Below are 19,458 nucleotides of genomic sequence, written 5' to 3'. Positions count from 1 at the left end.
ATTGAAACTTAATGATCTCAGCTTTAACACAAAGCTTAATGTATCTTAATTTCTTAATGGTAAAAACAAAAACATGGCTGAAAAAACAATCAGGATAGGAACGCGTGACAGCGAATTAGCACTTTGGCAGGCACATACTGTTGAGAAACAACTTAATGATTTAGGTTATAAAACTTCGATTGTTGCGGTAAAATCCCAGGGCGACATTATTCTGGATAAACCGCTTTACGAATTGGGAATTACCGGCATTTTTACCAAAACGCTTGACATTGCTATGATCAACGGTGATGTTGATATTGCTGTTCATTCTATGAAAGATGTTCCGACGGCTTTACCAAAAGGAATTGTTCAGGGAGCAGTTTTAGAAAGAGCAAATGTTCTGGATATTTTAGTTCATAAAGGAAATCCTGATTTCTCTAATCCGAGCACTATTGCAACCGGAAGTCTGCGTCGTCAGGCACAATGGTTCAATAAATATCCGAATCATACTGTAGTTGACTTACGTGGAAACGTCAATACACGTATGCAGAAATTGCAGGACAATAACTGGGATGGAGCCGTTTTTGCGGCGGCTGGTTTAGAGCGCATCAACCTAAAACCAGAAAATGTCATTAATCTGGATTGGATGATTCCGGCACCGGCACAAGGAGCAATGCTGGTTGTGGCAATGGAAAATGACAATTTTACGTTGGATGCTTTATCGCAACTGAATCATATTGAAACTGAGATCTGTACTTATATTGAACGCCAGTTTTTAAGAACGCTGGAAGGCGGCTGTACGGCGCCAATCGGAGCTTTGGTAAATTATAATGAAGACGAAGACACGCTTGATTTTCAAGGTGTTTTACTTTCTGTTGACGGAAAACAAAAACTGGAAATCAATAAAACTGTTGATATTTCTGAATGGAAGAAACTAGGTTTTCACGCTGCTCAGGAAATTTTAAACAATGGCGGAACTGAACTGATGCAGTCTATTAAAGAATCTTTAAAGAAATAATGGCAAATCCAGTTCAAATAGTATCTACTAAAATATTATCCCCTCTTCATAAACAAGAGCTGATGAAATACGGTATTGAAGTAATCGAAGCCGATTTCATTAAAACCGAAAACAAACCTTTCGAATTAAAAGACCTCAACGAAAGTCTGATTTTTACAAGTCAGAATGCCGTTCAAAGTGTTTTAAAAGATCCAAATGTTGAAAAACTAAAAAGCAAAAACGTATACTGCGTTGGACTTAAAACCAAAACTTTATTGACAGATAACGGATTTAATGTTGTGGCTTACACAGGTTATGCTTCGGATTTGGCTGAAATTATTACTTTGATTTACAATCAGGAAAGTTATACTTTCTTTAGTGGAAATTTAAGAAGAGATACACTTCCGAATGCTTTAAAAGATGCCGGAATAAAATTTAATGAAATTCAGGCTTACGAAACTTCTTTGACTCCACATAAAATTAAAACTCCTGCAGATGCTATTTTATTTTTCAGTCCATCTGGAATAGAAAGTTATCTGAAAGAGAATACAATTAAGAAAGAAAACTGCTTTTGTATTGGAGAAACCACTGCCGAAGCTTTACATAAAATTACAAAAAACATCATTATCGCAGATCAGGCGACGGTTGAGAATGTGATTGAAGATGTTATCAACGAATATAAATAATTGATTCCGATTCCTGCAAGGTTTTCAAAACCTTGTAGGTCTAAATAAAATAATAACAATACCTACAAGGTTTTGAAAACCTTGCAGGAGAAACAACACGAAACATGTTAAAAAACGACCTATTTTTAAAAGCATTAAAAGGAGAAACAGTACAACGTCCGCCAGTATGGATGATGCGCCAGGCCGGAAGATATTTGCCGGAATTTAGAGAACTACGTGACAAATATGACTTTTTTACACGCTGCGAAACTCCGGAATTAGCAGCTGAAATTACAGTACAGCCTATTCGCAGAATTGCTCCGGATGCGGCGATCTTATTTTCGGATATTTTAGTAGTTCCTCGCGCGATGGGAATTCACGTAGAATTAAAAGACAATTTAGGTCCTATAATTCCAAATCCAATCCGCTCTTTGGCAGATGTTCACAGAGTTTATGTTCCGGATGTTAATGAAACATTAGGTTACGTTTTTGATGCCGTGAAATTAACTAAGGAAATGCTGAATGACGAAGTGCCATTAATTGGTTTCGCAGGTTCACCATGGACAATTTTCTGTTACGCTGTTGAAGGTAAAGGTTCTAAGAGTTTTGATACTGCAAAAGGTTTTTGCTTTTCAAATCCTGCTGCGGCACACACTTTATTGCAAAAAATTACGGATACAACAATTTTATATTTAAAAGAAAAAGTAAAATCGGGAGTAAATGCCGTTCAGATTTTTGATTCGTGGGGAGGAATGCTTTCGCCTGTTGATTATCAGGAATTTTCATGGAAATACATCAACCAGATTGTTGATGCTTTAGCAGATATTACACCGGTTATTGTTTTCGGAAAAGGATGTTGGTTTGCGCTTGGCGATATGGGCAAAAGCCGCGCTTCTGCTTTAGGAGTTGACTGGACTTGTTCTGCAAGAAATGCACGTTATTTATCTGGTGGAAATATTACTTTACAAGGAAATTTTGATCCTTCAAGATTGCTTTCTCCAATTCCAACCATCAAAAAAATGGTTCACGAAATGATCGACGAATTCGGAAAAGACAAATATATTGTAAATTTAGGTCACGGAATTTTACCAAATATCCCTGTAGATCATGCAAAAGCGTTTATTGATGCTGTTAAGGAATATCATGCGAAATAGTAATTTATGAGATACCTTATTTTAATAGTAGTTGTAATTAATTTCCTTATGATTGGTTGTAATCGAAAAAAGGAAAAATTCAATAATTATCAGATTAAGAATACCTCAAATGAAATTGAAAATTTTAACGAATTCAATATTCGTTTTCATACTGATTCCATTTTTCAATTGGCAAGAGTAAATTTTCCAATTGGAGGAAAATCAATTAATGGCTTTAAAAAGCATGATTGGACATTGAAAAATTGGGAAATGATGAAAAATTTAGTTGTTGAAACAAGTCAAATGAAAGATTATAAACATAGTTTGACTAAATCAGATACATTAATTGTAGAAAAATTTTGGATTCCAGAAAGTGGATTTGAAGTTGAAAGAAAGTTTAAAAGAATAAATAATAAGTGGTTTTTAATTTATTATAATGATGTAAATCTTTAATAAACTTATAAATGCTCAACAAAGGCTTAAGAGACGAAGAAAAAATCAGAATTGATAATGTCCTCAAGACGTTACAAACTCTTGTTTTTGTACCTCAGTCTTTAAGCAACATTCAAAAAGAAGATATTGAAAATCAACTCAAAGACTTCGGATTAAATATCGAAACTCTAGTGGATTATTCAAATGAAGAATTAATTTCATTATTGGTTCGGCTTCATTTTGATTTTGATCATTTAGAACAATTTGCTGATTTTCTGATGGAATTTTCTAAAGCTGAAGATTATGATTTTCACAATAAAGTTTTAGCTCTTTATCAATATATCCAGCAAGAAAGCAAAGTTTTCTCATTTGGAATAAATACTAAAATCGCTTCTGCTAAAAACAAATAAAATGAGTTTTACAGATTGGAAAATAGACCGAATTGAAAATATTCTTCCCGAAGAGTTCTATGAATTAATCGATAAGAATAGAAATCATATTGCAAAAACTTTTCCTTTAACACTCACCAATTCTGATTCTTTAGCGAAAACAAAAGATTTTATTGCCTTCAATTCTGATAAAGAGAAAAACAAAGAAGGCTTTTTCTTTTTTGCCAGAAACATAAAAACAAACGAACTGATTGGTTATTTATGTGTCAAAACAATTGACTACAGAATTTCTAAATGTGAATTAGGCTATTTTGTTGATGAAGGTTTTCAGGGAAAAGGAATTACATCTGCGATGGTTTCAGACGCGATAGATTTTTGTTTTAATGAATTAAGGTTAAACAAGGTTTTCATCTGTACATCTGAAATTAATATTGCAAGTCAGCGAATTGCATTAAAACATAACTTTAAACAAGAAGGAATTTTACGGGACGAGTTTAGAAACGGCGATGGCGAATTGCAAAACTCAGTTTATTTCGGGCTGCTTAAATCAGAATACAAACAATCATGAAAGATAAATTAACTTTCAATAATGTGGCTGGACTTATTTATAATGCTTCGGAAATAATCAAAGTCTTATTCAAAATCTCATTTTTTGGATTATACTATTACTTTGTAATTTATAATGTAAAGTTTTATTTTTTTTCAGAGCTTGCAAATCAAACATCAAGTAGAGCCTGTGCTACAGGTTTTATTACTTTTTTTTATCCAATATTTATAATTATACTTACAATTGTATATTTAGTTTCTATTTCAGTTTATTCAAAAAACCTCAGAAATAAAATTCTATATTATAAATTAATACTAATTCCTCTTATTATACTAACTATAGCAGTTTTTATTGAAGAATATTTTTTTTAGAAAATAAAAAATGAAAGATAAATTTTACGCCTACATACAACAATTACAAGACCAGATCACAGCCGGATTAGAAGCGGTTGACGGAACAGCAAAATTCCGTGAAGATTTATGGAAACGCCCGGAAGGCGGCGGCGGAAGAACACGTGTTATTGAAAATGGTGCTGTTTTTGAAAAAGGCGGTGTAAACATTTCAGCCGTTCACGGACAACTTCCGGAAACGATGCAAAAAATGTTTGGTGTTGGTGAAGCTGATTTCTTCGCTTGCGGATTAAGTTTAGTAATTCATCCGAAAAACCCAATGGTTCCTACAGTTCATGCTAATTGGCGTTATTTTGAAATGTATGATGAGTCCGGAAATGTTATCCAGCAATGGTTTGGCGGCGGACAGGATTTAACGCCTTATTATTTGTTTGAAGAAGATGGAATTCACTTTCACCAAACCTGTAAAACGGCCTGTGATAAACACAATCCGGAATTTTATCCAAAATATAAAAAACAATGCGATTCTTATTTCTGGAATGCGCATCGTAATGAAGCCCGCGGACTTGGCGGTTTGTTTTTTGATTATTGCAAAGCAAATGAATCAATGTCAATGGAAAACTGGTATGCTTTTGTAACCGAAGTTGGTAACAGTTTCCTGGAAGCCTATGTGCCGATTGTAGAAAGAAGAAAAAATCTTCCTTATACTCCAGAACAAAAAAATTGGCAGGAAATTCGCCGTGGCCGTTACGTTGAATTCAATTTAGTTCATGACAAAGGAACTTTATTCGGATTAAAAACCAACGGAAGAATCGAAAGTATTTTGATGAGTTTACCTCCGCATGTTCAATGGGTTTACGATCATCATCCTGAAAAAGGAAGCGAAGAGGAGAAATTAGTAAATGTATTAGAAAATCCGCGCGAATGGATTTAAAACTGATTTATATAACTTTTTTTGCTGGCAGCTTTGGGTGTTTTGCCCAAAACGATTCTTTGCAAAATCCTTATTTTAAATCATATAATGATAAAATTACCGCCAGCGTTTATTATCTGGATACTTCTAACAGTTTTGAAATTGCCTCAGATAATGAGGATCCTAAGATATTTGTAAATCTTATTCCAAATCGAAGAGAACAGATTGGTTTTAATCTGAATTATAAAATCATTGATGTTACCATTGGTTTTGCCCCAAAATTTCTTAGCAGTAATAAAGGCGATTCTCATTCTAAACATTTTAATTTCAATACTCGTTTTTATTATAAAAAATGGATGCAGTCGTTTACTTTTATCAATCAGAAAGGGTTTTATATTAGTGATGACAATATAACGGCCCAATTGCCAAACATGCGTACAACAAAAATTGGCGGATCGACATCTTATATTTTTAATGATAAATTCTCTTTTAAAACATTAGTAAGTCAAAATGAATGGCAGACAAAAAGTTCAGGAAGTTTTATTCCGACTTTCTCATTTTACTATACCAATCTAGATTTAAACACTCCTGATTCGTCTCCGGGGGATTTTTATGTTTTTACATTGGCCCCGTCATATTTTTATAATTTCGTAATCAGTGACCGTGTCTTAATTGGAACCGGAATTGCTTTAGGTGCCGGAATTAATGATATGGACGGAGATACATCAGCATTATTTCAGGCAGATTTTAATTTAAAACTAGCCTACAATAAAGATCGTTTCTTTGGTTTTGCAACTCTTAATACTGTAAGTTTTGCTCAGGATGAAAAGGTTGATCCGAGGTTAAACGATAATATCGCCACTTTAAAACTTTCTGTAGGTTATCGGTTTGATCCTCCTGCCAAAGTCAAAGAAGTATACGATAAAGTAAATGATAAAATCGGACTATAATAACTCCAGGCTTCATAAACAATAAATTACGAAAAAAAATGCTTAAATTAACGGGACTTTACACCAACTAAATTTAATTATTATGGCAAATCTGAATAACGAACAATTAAATCGTATGCATTCCGGAAAAGGATTTATTGCCGCATTAGATCAAAGCGGCGGCAGTACTCCAAAAGCATTATCGTTATATGGCGTTGTAGAAAGCAATTATACAAATGACGAAGAAATGTACACACTTGTACATGAAATGAGAACCAGAATTATTAAAAGTCTTGCTTTTGACAGTCAATATATCTTAGGTGCTATTTTGTTTGAAAACACAATGGATCGCAAAATTGACGGAGAATGGACTGCTGATTATTTATGGGAGAAAAAGAAAATAGTTCCGTTTTTAAAAGTAGATAAAGGGCTTGCAGATCTTTCAAACGGAGTTCAGTTAATGAAACCTATTTCTAATTTAGATGAATTGCTGGATCGAGCCGTTGCGCGAAACATCTTTGGAACCAAAATGCGTTCGGTTATTAAAGAAGCCAATCCGCAAGGAATTCGCGATGTTGTAAAACAACAATTTGAAGTTGGTAAACAAATCTTTGCAAAAGGACTTGTTCCAATTATCGAACCTGAAGTTGATATTTACAGTTCTGATAAAGAAAAATCGGAACAGATTCTGAAAGAAGAAATACAAAAACAGCTTGATGCTTTGGATAAAGATGTAAAAGTAATGCTGAAACTTTCGATTCCAACTGTCAATGATTTTTATAAAGAGCTAATAGACGATCCGCATGTAGTGCGTGTTGTGGCATTATCTGGCGGATATTCAAGAGAAGATGCAAATGATAAGCTATCGCAAAACCACGGATTGATTGCCAGTTTTTCAAGAGCTTTATCTGAAGGGCTTTTTGCCAATCAGTCTGATGAGGAGTTTAATAAAGAATTGACCTCAACAATTAAAGGGATCTATGACGCTTCGATTACATAAATTTCAAATAAATAAATAAATAAAACAAATTACAAAATGGAACTGAAGATAACATCTACAGTTCCAAATCTAAAAATCTAAAATTATTATGTTCCCATTACACAGAGGCAGAAGATTAAGAGTAAATGAATCCGTTCGTTCTTTAGTACGCGAAACCAGTTTAAGTCCGTCAGACTTTATGTTTCCGATGTTTATTGCTGAAGGCGAAAATGTAAAAACTGAAATTCCTTCTATGCCCGGAATCTTTCGCAGATCAATAGATTTAACGGTTGAAGAAGTAAAAGAACTTTTTGCTTTAGGAATTCGTGCCGTAAATATTTATGTAAAAGTCAGCGAAAACCTAAAAGACAATACCGGAAAAGAAGCATGGAACAAAGATGGATTAATGCAGCAGGCTATTCGTGCTATTAAAACTGCCTGCCCGGAAATGATAGTGATGCCGGATGTAGCTTTAGACCCATATTCTGTTTATGGCCACGACGGAATTATCGCAAACGGTGATGTCGAAAATGACAGCACAGTTGAAGCTTTAGTAAAAATGGCCGTTTCGCACGCACAGGCCGGAGCCGATTTTGTTGCTCCAAGCGATATGATGGATGGCAGAGTTTTACGCCTTCGCGAAGGTTTGGATGCTGCCGGATTTCAAAATGTTGGAATTATGAGTTATTCTGCAAAATATGCATCTGCATTTTATGGCCCGTTCAGGGATGCTTTAGATTCTGCTCCAAGAGAAGCTGATGTTCTTGTTCCAAAAGACAAAAAAACATACCAAATGGATTACGCCAATCGCATTGAAGCAATAAAAGAAGCCTTGCACGATGTCGAGGAAGGAGCCGATATGGTTATGGTAAAACCGGGAATTGCATATTTGGATATTGTTCGCGAAGTAAAAAATGCGGTTAATGTTCCGGTAACGGTTTATCATGTTTCTGGAGAATACGCAATGATTAAAGCCGCTGCAGAAAGAGGCTGGCTGGACAATGACAAAATCATGATGGAACAATTAATGTGTATTAAGCGTGCAGGTGCAAGTTTGATTTCTACTTATTTTGCTAAAGAAGCAGCAATACTTTTAAATAAATAATATGAAAAAGGTAATATTCCTATTTGCTGTTTTAGCATTTGCATCATGTAAAAAAGAAGTTTCAGAAAACACAAATCCAACTACAGAATCGTATTCAGAAGGAGAATCGGCGAAAGCTGCAACACCTGAAGCTTTAGGAAAAGAAATTTTTGAAGGAAGAGGAAATTGTACTTCATGCCATCAGCCTGATCAAAAAATTATAGGGCCGAGTATTAAGGAAATTGCCCAAATCTATAAAGACAAAAAAGGAGACATTCCCACTTTCTTAAAAGGAAATGCGGATCCAATTGTAGACCCAAGTCAGTTTTCAGTAATGCAGACTAATTTTGGGATAACCAAAGCAATGTCTGATGAAGAATTAAAAGCAATTGAAACTTACATTTACAGTCATTTAAGCAAGTAATATTTTACTGCTGACATACCTTTGTCACTACCTGATTCTAAATTTGGACTTAAATTTAAAATTTTAAGTAAAAATGAACATTCAAAAGTTTAGCATTATTGGAATCTCAGTTAGAACTACTAACGAAAATGGACAATCGGGACAGGATATTCCTGCGCTCTGGAACAAATTTTTCGCAGAAGGAATCGCAGAAAAGATTGAAAACAAATTAAGTAACGATATAATCTGCGTTTATACCGATTACGAAAAAGATCATACTAAACCGTATACTACTATTTTGGGCTGTGTAGCAGAAAATTTAGATTTGATTCCGGAAGGCTTTACAGGCATAACAATTGAAGGTGATCAATATGAAAAATTTACTGCAAAAGGTGACCTTTCAGATGGAGTTGTTTATAAGGAATGGCTGAAAATTTGGAATTCAGATTTAAACCGAAGCTTCACTTATGATTTTGAAGTTTATGGAGAAAAAGCTCAGGATCAGAAAAATGCAGAAGTAGACATATTCATTTCTATTCAATAAGATATAAAAAAACGGCGCTGAAATCAGCGCCGTTTCTATTTATAGTTTTACCAGATTTTAACTCGTTTTTCCGGACTTACAAACATTTTGTCTCCATCTTTAATTTTGAAAGCTTCATAAAAAGCATCCACATTTTGAATTGGAACATAAGCTCTGTACATTCCCGGCGAATGCGGATCTGTTTTTACCTGATTTTTAATCGCTTCATCTCTGCTTTTAGTTCTCCATACCGTTGCCCAGGAAATAAAGAAACGCTGTTCCGGAGTAAATCCGTCGATTAATCCCGGATTTCCGTGCGCTTTTAAATATAATTGCAAACCATCATAAGCAGCGTTAATTCCGCCTAAATCTCCAATGTTTTCTCCTAAAGTAAATTTCCCGTCAACATGAATTCCTGGTAATGGCTCCAGTGCGCTGTACTGATCTGCCAATTCAGAACCTAATTTTGTGAACTGCTCCAAATCCTGCGGTGTCCACCAGTCAACCAGATTTCCTTCTGCATTGTATCTTGCTCCGGAATCATCAAAACCATGTGAAATTTCATGACCAATTACCGCTCCGATTCCACCATAATTTACAGCTTCATCTGCCTGATAATTGTAGAATGGCGGCTGTAAAATTGCTGCCGGAAATACGATTTCATTATACGACGGGTTGTAATACGCATTTACAGTTTGCGGCGACATTCCCCACTCTGTTTTATCAACCGGCTTTTTCAGTTTTTCAATATTTTTCTTAAACCTCCATTTTGATAAATTTTTTGAATTTTCAAAATAACTTCCGCCGTCTGCAATGCTTTTAATTTCAAGTGCCGAATAATCTTTCCATTTATCAGGATAACCCACTTTAATAGTTATCTTATTCAGTTTTTCGATTGCTTTTGCTTTTGTGTCTTTAGACATCCATGTTAAATTATTAATACGGTTTTGATACGCCGTAATAACATTATGAATCATGTCCAGCGCTTTGGTTTTTGCTTCAGCAGGAAATACTTTTTCTACATATAATTTTCCAAGAGCTTCACCAATACCTCTGTTTACAACCTGCAAAGCTTTTTCTTCACGAGGTAATTGTTTAATTGCGCCTCTTAAAGTTTTGCTGTAAAAATCAAAACTGGCTGTTTCAATATCAGTTGTTAGTTTTGAAGAGGCTGTATTTAATAAATCCCATTTCAAATATTCTTTCCAAACCGCTACTTTATTTTCAGAAAATACAGTTTGCAAAGCTGTCATGTATTTTGGCTCAGTAACAATAACCGTATCTAATTTTGCCAGACCAATTCCGGTAAAATAACTGTCCCAATTAATAGCAGGAGTTAACTTTTGAAGTTCAGTAACTGTCATTGGGTTATATTGCAAACGGCTGTCTCTGCTTTCAACGCGATTAAATCTTGGTTTAGATAATTCTGTCTCAAAAGCTAAAATCTCTGCTGCGCTTTGTTTTGCCTTTGCCGGAGATTCTCCAATAAACTCAAGCATTCTTGCAACATGCAATTCATATTTTGCACGTTTTTCTTTAGAATCTTTATCTTCAGATATATAATAGTCTTTGTCTGGCAATCCTAACTGGCTTACGGCCAGACTCACAGAATTTTTAGAACTGTTTTTATCATCGGCTCCAATATAAATTCCGAAAAAGCCAGAACCGCCTTCCGGTTCCATTTCTACCAGATATTTTTGAAGATCTGCAACATTTTTAATGGCGTCAATCTTTTTTAAATACGGTTTTAAAGGAGAAATTCCTGCTTTGTTTCTTCCAACAGTATCTAAAACAGTAAGGAACAAGTTAACAGCTTTTCCCTGATCTGTATTTGATTTGTACTGTGGATTTTTTGATGCATCTTTTAAAATAGACGTTACATCTTTGTCTGTTTTTTTGATTAGTTCATTAAAACTTCCCCAAGTTGTACGGTCACTTGGAATCTCTGTTTCATTCAGCCATGTTCCGTTTACATATTGGAAAAAATCCTGGCTTGGACTAATTTTAGTATTCATGTACGATACATTAATACCAGGCTCTTTTGGAGTATTTTGCGCATCAACTGCTGTAAATGACAGCATTACAGAAAAAGCACAAAACAAAGGTTTACTTAGTTGTTTTTTCATTTTTAATAGGTTTCGAGTGTGTATACAAACATATCGTTAAAATTTGTAACTCTATGTTAAAATTTTTCCAATAATATGTAAGGATTATTTCTTTGAATTATTTTTATGCTGCAAAGGGACAAAATCGCAAAATTTATTTAAAAAAGCTCAAATAAAAACCTGTTCATCCGTGCAGCCTGCTGATTATCAAAAAACCTGCGTTGTTAAAAAGCGTTATAATTGTGACATTTAAAATGCTCTTTTTGTACTTTTGCGCCAAATTATTTTTATGAAATCGTTTCTTTATAAATACCGCAAATTCTTCCTTGTATTAATTGTTTTTTCTGTAGTTACTATATCTTTATTTTATTCTGCTTTAAAGCCGCAAAAAACACTGCCAATTTACAATCCTGCTGATGTAAATCCTGAATTGGTAGACAGTACGATTCAATACAAAAGTAAATACCATACTATTGCCGATTTTTCGTTTATAAACCAAAATGGCGATACCATTACCCAAAAAAATTACGAAGGAAAAATTTATGTTGCCGATTTCTTTTTTACAACCTGTGGCTCAATTTGTCCAAAAATGTCGACGAATCTTGTTGATGTTCAAAAGGCTGTTTTAAATAATCCAAAAGTTATGCTGCTTTCCCATACTGTTTTTCCAGAAGTTGACAGTGTTTCTGTTTTAAAAGCGTATGCCGTAAAATACGGAGTTGTTGACAGCAAATGGAATCTGGTTACCGGAGATAAAAAAGAGATTTATACTATGGCCAGAAAATCGTACCTAGCTGTAAAACTTGGCCGCCCGGATCAGCTGTATGATATGGTTCATACGGAAAATTTTGTTTTGGTAGATCAAAAACGCCGTGTTCGCGGTTTTTATGACGGAACAAATAAAGAGGAAATCAAACGCCTTCTGGAAGACATTGATTTTCTTTGTAAAGAATAAAAAGTCTTTTTTAGAAACATTTAGCATTTGTATATGTGTTAAATGATTTTATATATAGAATAATTGCCTATTTTTGCAATCTAAATTCAATCTAAATAAGCTTTGCAAGATACAATTCATACTCTAAAAAAAGGCGAGAAAGCCATTATCAAGGATTTTGATATCGAACTTATTCCTCTTAAATTATTAGAAATGGGTTGTTTGCCGGGCAGTCAGGTACAATTACTGCAGATTGCTCCTTTTGGAGATCCTTTGTATTTAGACATTAACGGTTCTCATGTGGCCATTCGTATTGAAACCGCTCGTGAAATTGAAGTAGAACTTATCCAAAACAATTTGTAATGAGCGTTGAGAATATTAATGTTGCCCTTATCGGGAATCCTAATACAGGAAAAACTTCTGTTTTCAACCAGCTTACAGGACTTAATCAGCAGGTAGGGAATTATCCTGGAATTACTGTAGAGAAAAAAATAGGATTTTGTAAACTTCCACATGGAATAAAAGCCAATATTTTAGATTTACCCGGCACATATAGTCTGAACGCCAGTTCTATGGACGAAAGTGTGGTGATTGAACTTTTGCTTAACAAAAACGACAAATTATATCCTGATGTTGCAGTAGTTGTAACTGATGTTGAAAACCTGAAAAGAAATTTACTGATTTACACGCAGATCAAAGATCTCGAAATTCCGACGATTTTGGTTATTAATATGGCTGATCGTATGGAAACTAAAGGAATAACTCTGGATATTCCGCTTCTTGAAGAAAAGCTAAAAACTAAAATTGCCTTAATCAGTTCCAGAAAAGGTACCGGAATTGAAGAACTGAAAAACTTAATTGTTTCTTATAAAACCATTCAGCATGAAGCTTGTTTGAATACATTTGATATAGATCCTGATTATTTTAATTCTTTACAGCAATTATTTCCAAACCAGTTGTTGTACAAATTATGGCTGGTTATTACACAAGATATCAATTTCTCCAATTTAGACCGAAATGAAATCCGTAATGTTTTTACCAAATCCCATTCAGAGTTAAAACGACTTCAGCAAAAAGAAACTATAAAGCGTTATCAGTTCATTAATAATGTTTTAAAAGACGGATTAAAAATTGATGCCTCATCTGCAAAAGATATCAGGGCAAGACTGGACCGCGTTTTAACACACAAGGTTTGGGGTTATGTAATTTTCTTAGCAATTCTGTTTTTAATTTTTCAGTCCATTTTTAGCTGGTCGACAATTCCTATGGATTTCATTGACAGCACTTTTGCGGCATTGAGCAGCTGGGCTGCTGCAGAACTTCCAAGCGGTATCCTGACTGATTTACTTTCTCAGGGAATTATTCCGGGAATTGGCGGGGTCATTATTTTCATTCCGCAAATTGCCTTTTTGTTTCTCTTTATTTCTATTCTGGAAGAAAGCGGTTATATGAGCCGTGTTGTTTTTCTCATGGATAAAATTATGCGCAGATTCGGGCTTTCGGGAAAAAGCGTCGTGCCTTTGATTTCAGGAACTGCCTGCGCAATTCCGGCAATTATGGCAACACGAAATATCGAAAACTGGAAAGAAAGACTTATTACTATTTTGGTTACACCCTTTACGACTTGTTCTGCCCGGCTACCGGTTTATGCCATTATTATTTCATTAGTAATTCCGAGTAAACGCGTTTTAGGAATTTTAAATCTACAGGGATTAACATTAATGTTCCTGTATGTTTTAGGTTTTGGAACCGCCATCTTATCTGCTTATATTTTAAATAAAGTATTAAAATTAGATACCAAAACGTATTTCGTTGTCGAAATGCCAAGCTATAAGTTGCCACTTTTTAAAAATGTCGGAATCAATGTTGTAGAGAAAACAAAAGCATTTATTGTTGGTGCAGGTAAAATCATCCTGGCAATATCTGTTATTTTATGGTTTTTGGCCTCTTACGGACCCGGAAAAGATTTTAATGAAGCTGAGACTATCGTTAAAGAAAGAACAGCCGGAAAACAATTGTCAGAAATTCAGCTGGAAAACGAAATCGCTTCTCAAAAATTAGAGAACTCTTATATTGGATTAATGGGGCGCGCTATCGAACCGGTCATTTCGCCTTTAGGTTACGACTGGAAAATCGGAATTGCGCTTATTAGCTCTTTTGCGGCACGTGAGGTTTTTGTTGGAACATTAGCTACTATTTACAGTGTTGGAGACAGTGATAATGAAGCAACTATAAAAAGTAAGATGCAGGCAGAAGTAAATCCTTCAACCGGTGAAAAGATATTTAATTTTGCCACTGGAATATCTTTATTGTTATTTTACGCTTTTGCGATGCAGTGCGCCAGTACACTTGCTATTACCAAAAAAGAAACCAATTCATGGAAATGGCCTGCAATGCAATTGATTTTCATGAGTGGCCTGGCTTATATAACGGCATTGATTGCCTACCAAATTTTAAAATAAATACCATGATACAAGAAATTATAGCTTTCGCCATATTAGGATTTGCTGTTGCTTTTCTGATCAAAAAGTTCTTTTTTAAATCTAAAAAGAAAAAAGACTGCGGCGACGGCAGCTGTGGATGTTCTTAAGTTACACTTAAGATTCTAATTTTTAAGCTTCATAAAAGAATATAATTCTTTATGAAGCTTTTTTTTGCGTATTACTGCGGAAGAAAAAAACATATTTAGTGCATTTTCACTTTAGTAACTCACTGAATTACAACAACAAAAACACCTTTTTCTTACAAACCCACCTTAATTTGATAATTTAAAAACTTTTGAAGGCAATTGAATGCAAAACTTCAGAATAATTTTGCCTGTTGAAATTTAATTCTACTCAAATAATTGTATTATGAAAAAGATTGCATTCTTGCTATTAATAAATTGCGGATTGATGTGTGCACAAACTAAAACAGTAGTGACTCCAAACGGAGAAAAAGTAACTATTAATCCTTATGTAAACAATGGATTGAGTACTGTTAACGGATATATTCAGCTGGGCGGTGCTTTAACAAAACGTTCCGTTTTAACAACAACAGACACCTTTACACTTGGCTTCTCCGGACTACAAACAGGTTTGGGAACTGACAATGTGCTTGTTACAGATGCATCTACAGGCGTTTTAAAAATGATTTCCGCTTCAGCATTTACTCCTTACTATTGGGGCGTAAAAGGAAACCCGGGAACAAATTCTTCTACAAATTTTCTTGGAACTACTGATTCGAACGATCTGGTTTTTAGAACAAATAATATAGAGAGAGTCCGCATTAACGGTAATGGGTATGTAGGTATAGGACTGCCTTCAAATAGTGGTGGTTATGGTTCTACACCTAATTACGCACTTGATGTAGTGAATGACATTCATATTATCAGCAACAGGGTTAACTACACTTCAGGGCGCCTTATATTTGAAAACCAGCAGGTTGACTGGGGAGGAGCTCAGGGCAGTGGAATGTATATGCTTGATGGGCAGGACAATGGATCAAGAAGAGAGTGGTTCTTTGGAAAACCATACGATAATACTGGTACTGGCGGAAAAAGTTCTTTTGTTTTAAAATCTATGCAAACTGACGCGCTAAATTATGGTCTGGCTCAAAATGGTACCGGATCTTACCATCTTTACGTAGATGCTATTAACAATCGTATTGGTATTGGAACCATTACTCCATCTACTGCGCTGGAAGTTTCTGCTGCTGCAAATCCAATTAAATTAAACGGATTACAAACTGGTACTTCATCAGATCAAATGCTGACTGTAGACAATACAGGTGTTGTGCGCAAAATGCCTATTATCAAAGGGCGTGTCTCCTGTACCAACACAGCATCTCAGGTAATTAATGATGTAAATGTTACTTCAAACGCCGTTATAATGCTTACTTACGAAACTCCTTCAAATGGAAGTATTGTTAGTCTTGCAGTAGGAACGCGTACGGCAGGTTCTGGATTTACAGTTCTGTATAGCACAGCACCTCCTGTCAATTCATACATAAATTATACTATACTACCATAGGTTTATTATTTTCAGTCACAGTTTTTAAGTTCTTTAGAAAAGTATAAAATCACATCTAAGGAACGTATTTATAAATAAGTTGAAGCCCAAGCGGAATCGAATTATCACCTGCTTGGGTCTTTTTATTTTCCCTATGATGTTCTATAATTTGTTATCCAATAAGCATCCAAACTCTTATGGAGCCACTTATCTAATTTTCTATTAAGCAGAATTTTCAAAATAAAAAATCATACTTATTAAAACTCAAAAAGCCTCATATTTGGTGTATGGGGCTTTTTGTATTTATAAATTTATTTCTTTTTAGCCGGCGTTGTTTTAGCAAAATAATTCTGAGAAATTTCAATGTTGTTCCGTTCTAAATATTCGGCATAATAATCCAGTTTTAACTTGGTATCGTATTCATTTCCATCTACCGGAATATCGGCATACCATTCTAAAAGAACCACGTGTTTTGGCAGAACATTTGTAATTCGGTAATAATATCTTGGATCATCAACATTATAACGTCTATGAAACAAGGTAGTACGATTGTCAATTTTCTCATAAAAACATTTATCAATCGCAGGGTTGCATTCATTGTGGATATAATACTCGCAAACCTCATCCGTATAAATAATTTTATCGGCCACTGAGGAAATTTTTAAAATCACTCCGCTCGATGAAGCAACCGGAACACCTTCAAGCAGAGCAAATTTCCACTCAGGAGTACTGGTTACAGTTACGAGGTCATTCCCAAATCTGATTTTTGTAGTACGAATTGAATCTCCGTCTTTAATAGACAATTCCTCTTTAATAGTAGTTTGCGCAGTGCACATCATACTGAATAAGAGGATCATAATAAAGTATATTTTTCCCATTTAAAATTTTGTTTTTGGTTTGGACACAAATATATCACAAAACGTATCAGGAAAATACTACTATTTAAAAATAGTATATTTTGGCTTTTGCTGAGTATTTAGTGTTCAGTCTCAGTTTTCAGTCTCAGTATTCAGTCTCAGTATTCAGTCGCAAAGTCTAAATGGCATGAAATATACAAATGTTCAAGCATATTTATAGAGCTTATCAACAAGCAACATAAAGCCTCAGCGGGGTCGATATATTTAATAGCAATTTTTTATGAAATCGTTTTTTTAAATATATCGACACCGCTGGGACATTTTCGTATATAAATACCGCCCTAATGGACTGCAACTGAAAACTGAGACTGAATACTGAGACTGAATACCGAGACCAAACCCTACTTCACTCCTTCCCACTCCGCATAAAACTGGGCAAGAAATAATTCCATAAAATGATGTCTTTCGGCAGCGATTTGTTTTCCTTTTTCGGTGTTCATTTTATCTTTTAGAAGCAAAAGCTTTTCGTAGAAATGATTAATTGTCGGCGCATTATTTTTTTTATATTCTTCTTTAGTCATATTAGTTACGGGTGCGATTGCAGGATTATACAAAGCACGGTTTTTGAAACCTCCGTAATTAAATGCTCTTGCAATTCCAATTGCCCCAATTGCATCCAAACGATCTGCATCCTGAACAATGTCTAACTCGACAGATGCAAATTTCTTTTCGAAATTGCCGCCTTTGTAAGATATATTCTCAATGATATTGACAACATGTTGGATTATTTCCTCAGAAACATTTTCAGACTCTAAAAATAACCGTGCTGTTTTCGGACCTATGGTTTCATCTCCGTTATGAAATTTACTGTCTGCAATATCATGAAGTAAAGCCCCTAATTCGACAACTGCTTTATCGCAGTTTGTATCTGCAGCTATTAAAAGTGCATTTTTATAAACACGCTCGATATGAAACCAGTCATGTCCGCCTTCGGCATCGTTTAATTTTTGTTTTACAAAGGCAATTGTTTTGTTTATTAGTTCTGTATGATTCATAAGTTCTTGTATATTCTGACTACTTTTTTATTTTCCAGAAAATTGGATTATAAGGTTGAAATTTGGAAAAATGCAAATTTGATAAAAATAAAAATGTTGATTGTCAAAGATTTACCAGCTTTTCCAATCAACATATTTTTTTATTTTAAAAACGCAACTTTGTGGCGTTTTAGGAAAATCTACATTCTAAACTCTAAAATTTAAAGTTTCGCAGGTTCAACCCATTTAAAGATATGACCTTCAGCAGGAATTACTAACCTTTCAGAAATTCTTGCCATACGAGCCGGTAATTTCATTAAGTAATCACGCGCTTTTTCTGCTTCATCAGTTAAGTTTGTGATCTTATCAATTTCCCATTTGGTGATTAGTTTTTGCATAATATCGACATAATCGTTTGCAGTATAAACACCAATTCGCTGGGCAGAATCAGAAAACTGTTCAAAAGCAGAACTTATTTTTTGACCCGATTCTCTTAAAAAATGAGCCGGCATAACGATTTTTTGTTTCATCATGTATTGAAACGCCAGCATCATTTCGCTTGGATCAACCTGAAAAATACGTGTTACAAATTCGCTGTAAGCATGATGGTGGCGCATTTCATCACCAGCAATCATTTTACACATTTTCGACAATTTATTATCACCAAATTTCTTAGCCATCTGAGCTACTCTGTTGTGCGATACATAAGTTGCTAATTCCTGAAAACTAGTGTACACAAAGTTTTTGTACGGATCAGATCCGGTTCCAATATCAAAACCGTCGTTAATTAAATGCTGTGTCGTCATTTCGATTTCACGCATATTAACACGACCAGACAAATACAGGTATTTATTTAGTAAATCACCATGTCGGTTTTCTTCTCCGGTCCATTGCCTGATCCATTTTGACCAGCCATTACCGCCATTTTCAATCTGGTCAACACCTTCCACATCCATTAACCAGGACTCGTATGTAGGCAAAGCTTCTTCGGTAATAGTATCACCTACAAGGGTTACCCAAAAATCGTATGGTAATTCTTTAGCAATTTCACGCAGTTCCTTTACCTCCTCAAAGAAGTTCTCTCCTTCAGAATTAGGCAGGAAATCTGACGGCTGCCAAATCTTTTCTACAGGAATTAAATACTGTTCAACGAAGCTGTCAACGTTTTTTTCCAAAAACTGCATCACTTCTAATCTAATGTTTTTTATAGACATTA

The 19,458-nt window shown here is 34.7% G+C and carries 21 protein-coding genes; 17 read left to right on the top strand and 4 right to left on the bottom strand.

Annotated elements, in window-relative coordinates; genetic code table 11:
- Positions 1-73 precede the first annotated feature (73 nt).
- From hemC to ASE21_RS07270, 12 genes are all read left to right on the top strand, one after another.
- Entirely contained in the window at positions 74-997 is a 924-nt protein-coding gene (hemC, locus tag ASE21_RS07330; RefSeq protein WP_057121949.1) for a hydroxymethylbilane synthase, read from the top strand.
- Positions 997-1,662, top strand: a complete 666-nt coding sequence (locus ASE21_RS07325) for a uroporphyrinogen-III synthase (RefSeq protein ID WP_057121948.1) — start codon at positions 997-999, stop codon at positions 1,660-1,662. Before hemC ends, ASE21_RS07325 begins: the two co-directional genes overlap by 1 nt.
- Before the next feature lie 104 nt (positions 1,663-1,766).
- Positions 1,767-2,795, top strand: a complete 1,029-nt coding sequence (gene hemE, locus ASE21_RS07320; RefSeq protein ID WP_057121947.1) for a uroporphyrinogen decarboxylase — start codon at positions 1,767-1,769, stop codon at positions 2,793-2,795.
- 6 nt (positions 2,796-2,801) lie between these two features.
- The gene (locus ASE21_RS07315) at positions 2,802-3,227 is read left to right on the top strand and encodes a hypothetical protein (RefSeq protein ID WP_128414668.1); all 426 of its coding nucleotides are present in this window, start codon (positions 2,802-2,804) and stop codon (positions 3,225-3,227) included.
- 11 nt (positions 3,228-3,238) lie between these two features.
- Positions 3,239-3,616, top strand: coding sequence for a hypothetical protein (locus ASE21_RS07310; protein WP_057121945.1), 378 nt, complete (start codon positions 3,239-3,241; stop codon positions 3,614-3,616).
- A gap of 1 nt (position 3,617) precedes the next feature.
- A complete protein-coding gene (locus ASE21_RS07305; protein WP_057121944.1) occupies positions 3,618-4,163 on the top strand; it encodes a GNAT family N-acetyltransferase in 546 nt (181 codons plus the stop codon).
- Between the two features lie 360 nt (positions 4,164-4,523).
- Positions 4,524-5,426, top strand: coding sequence for an oxygen-dependent coproporphyrinogen oxidase (gene hemF, locus ASE21_RS07295; protein WP_057121942.1), 903 nt, complete (start codon positions 4,524-4,526; stop codon positions 5,424-5,426).
- Positions 5,417-6,355 (top strand): DUF4421 family protein, encoded by a 939-nt coding sequence (locus tag ASE21_RS07290; RefSeq protein ID WP_057121941.1) that lies wholly within the window; start codon positions 5,417-5,419, stop codon positions 6,353-6,355. Before hemF ends, ASE21_RS07290 begins: the two co-directional genes overlap by 10 nt.
- Before the next feature lie 91 nt (positions 6,356-6,446).
- Positions 6,447-7,334 carry a fructose bisphosphate aldolase gene (locus tag ASE21_RS07285; RefSeq protein WP_057122358.1) on the top strand — a complete coding sequence of 296 codons (888 nt, stop codon included), beginning with the start codon at positions 6,447-6,449 and terminating at the stop codon, positions 7,332-7,334.
- Positions 7,335-7,422: 88 nt separating this feature from the next.
- Complete coding sequence (gene hemB / locus ASE21_RS07280; protein WP_057121940.1) at positions 7,423-8,418, top strand: porphobilinogen synthase; 996 nt, start codon at positions 7,423-7,425, stop codon at positions 8,416-8,418.
- A gap of 1 nt (position 8,419) precedes the next feature.
- Complete coding sequence (locus ASE21_RS07275; RefSeq protein WP_057121939.1) at positions 8,420-8,821, top strand: c-type cytochrome; 402 nt, start codon at positions 8,420-8,422, stop codon at positions 8,819-8,821.
- Positions 8,822-8,894: 73 nt separating this feature from the next.
- On the top strand, positions 8,895-9,344 hold the full coding sequence (locus ASE21_RS07270) for a GyrI-like domain-containing protein (protein WP_057121938.1): 450 nt from the start codon (positions 8,895-8,897) through the stop codon (positions 9,342-9,344).
- Positions 9,345-9,391: 47 nt separating this feature from the next.
- Here the strand turns inward: ASE21_RS07270 and ASE21_RS07265 are convergent, their stop codons facing one another.
- On the bottom strand, positions 9,392-11,449 hold the full coding sequence (locus tag ASE21_RS07265; protein ID WP_057121937.1) for a M13 family metallopeptidase: 2,058 nt from the start codon (positions 11,447-11,449) through the stop codon (positions 9,392-9,394).
- A 268-nt stretch (positions 11,450-11,717) separates the two neighbouring features.
- Here ASE21_RS07265 and ASE21_RS07260 point away from each other — a divergent pair, with 268 nt between their 5' ends.
- The 5 genes from ASE21_RS07260 to ASE21_RS07245 all read left to right on the top strand — a co-directional run bounded on the left by ASE21_RS07260 (position 11,718) and on the right by ASE21_RS07245 (position 16,372).
- A complete protein-coding gene (locus ASE21_RS07260) occupies positions 11,718-12,383 on the top strand; it encodes an SCO family protein (RefSeq protein ID WP_057121936.1) in 666 nt (221 codons plus the stop codon).
- A gap of 102 nt (positions 12,384-12,485) precedes the next feature.
- Complete coding sequence (locus tag ASE21_RS07255) at positions 12,486-12,725, top strand: ferrous iron transport protein A (RefSeq protein WP_057121935.1); 240 nt, start codon at positions 12,486-12,488, stop codon at positions 12,723-12,725.
- Entirely contained in the window at positions 12,725-14,824 is a 2,100-nt protein-coding gene (gene feoB, locus ASE21_RS07250) for a ferrous iron transport protein B (RefSeq protein ID WP_057121934.1), read from the top strand. Before ASE21_RS07255 ends, feoB begins: the two co-directional genes overlap by 1 nt.
- A gap of 5 nt (positions 14,825-14,829) precedes the next feature.
- Positions 14,830-14,952 (top strand): FeoB-associated Cys-rich membrane protein, encoded by a 123-nt coding sequence (locus ASE21_RS21735; protein ID WP_128414667.1) that lies wholly within the window; start codon positions 14,830-14,832, stop codon positions 14,950-14,952.
- Positions 14,953-15,214: 262 nt separating this feature from the next.
- Positions 15,215-16,372 (top strand): hypothetical protein, encoded by a 1,158-nt coding sequence (locus ASE21_RS07245; RefSeq protein WP_057121933.1) that lies wholly within the window; start codon positions 15,215-15,217, stop codon positions 16,370-16,372.
- Positions 16,373-16,662: 290 nt separating this feature from the next.
- Here ASE21_RS07245 and ASE21_RS07240 read toward each other — a convergent pair whose 3' ends face one another.
- The 3 genes from ASE21_RS07240 to ASE21_RS07225 form a co-directional block, all read right to left on the bottom strand.
- Positions 16,663-17,229, bottom strand: a complete 567-nt coding sequence (locus ASE21_RS07240) for a hypothetical protein (protein ID WP_057121932.1) — start codon at positions 17,227-17,229, stop codon at positions 16,663-16,665.
- A 380-nt stretch (positions 17,230-17,609) separates the two neighbouring features.
- Positions 17,610-18,263, bottom strand: a complete 654-nt coding sequence (locus ASE21_RS07235; protein ID WP_057121931.1) for an HD domain-containing protein — start codon at positions 18,261-18,263, stop codon at positions 17,610-17,612.
- A 200-nt stretch (positions 18,264-18,463) separates the two neighbouring features.
- Positions 18,464-19,456, bottom strand: a complete 993-nt coding sequence (locus tag ASE21_RS07225; protein ID WP_057121929.1) for an acyl-ACP desaturase — start codon at positions 19,454-19,456, stop codon at positions 18,464-18,466.
- Between the last annotated feature and the right edge of the window lie 2 nt (positions 19,457-19,458).

This window comes from Flavobacterium sp. Root901 (genome assembly GCF_001429765.1).
GTDB lineage: Bacteria > Bacteroidota > Bacteroidia > Flavobacteriales > Flavobacteriaceae > Flavobacterium.
This window is presented reverse-complemented; position numbering and strand designations above follow the sequence as displayed.